This is a genomic window from Pseudonocardia halophobica, from assembly GCF_027922425.1.
GTDB classification, from domain to species: domain Bacteria; phylum Actinomycetota; class Actinomycetes; order Mycobacteriales; family Pseudonocardiaceae; genus Pseudonocardia; species Pseudonocardia halophobica.
In genome coordinates, this window is sequence record NZ_BSFQ01000221.1 from 1 (window position 1) to 653 (window position 653).

Genomic DNA, 653 nt, shown 5'->3' on the forward strand with positions numbered 1-653 from the left:
AGGATGGCGACCTCGCCGCGCTGAACCGCGTGGCGCGGGGCACCCAGACTGTTTCGGTCTGGAAAGACTCGCGTCAGCTTGGCGCCAAGGCGGCCGAGATCGCTTCGGCACTGGCCGGTGGCACCGCGCTGGATGCCGTTGACGGTGCGTCCAAGTTCTCGGGCGGGGAAAAAGGCGTTGAAATGAACGCCATCTTCCTCGCGCCGACCCCGATCACCAAGGAAAACCTGAATGTTGTGATCGACGCTGGCCATATCTCGAAAGAGCAGGCCTGCGAGGGGGCTGCCGACGACGTGGCGGCCTGCAAGTAAGACCTGCATCGGCGGGGGTCTTTGTCCCACGCCGACTTTCATGGGCGGCGAGGCTGCCCGAGCTGCGACAACGGCCCGGCGGATATGGCCCTTCGCCTCGCCCGTCTGCACCCTTTTCACCGTAGTGCCGGACGATCCCATGTCATCATCCTCGAATACCCGCGCCGGAGCGACCTCCGGCCCCGTGTCCCGTTTCCTGAAAGCAACCGAAATCGACACCCGCCTGTTGGGCATGATCGGCGCGCTGTTGCTGATCTGGGTCGGCTTCCACCTTTTCGGTGTTTTCTTCAAGGGTTCGGGTTCGTTTCTGACCCCCCGCAACCTGTGGAACCTGTCGGTCCA

Annotated in this window: 1 protein-coding gene; it reads left to right on the top strand. The window is 63.6% G+C overall.

The genetic code is table 11. The features are described 5' to 3' along the window. Positions 1 to 311, top strand: a 311-nt coding sequence (locus PKE99_RS39240; protein ID WP_271215128.1) for a type 1 periplasmic-binding domain-containing protein, incomplete at its 5' end; no start/stop codon positions are given. Positions 312 to 653: the final 342 nt, after the last annotated feature.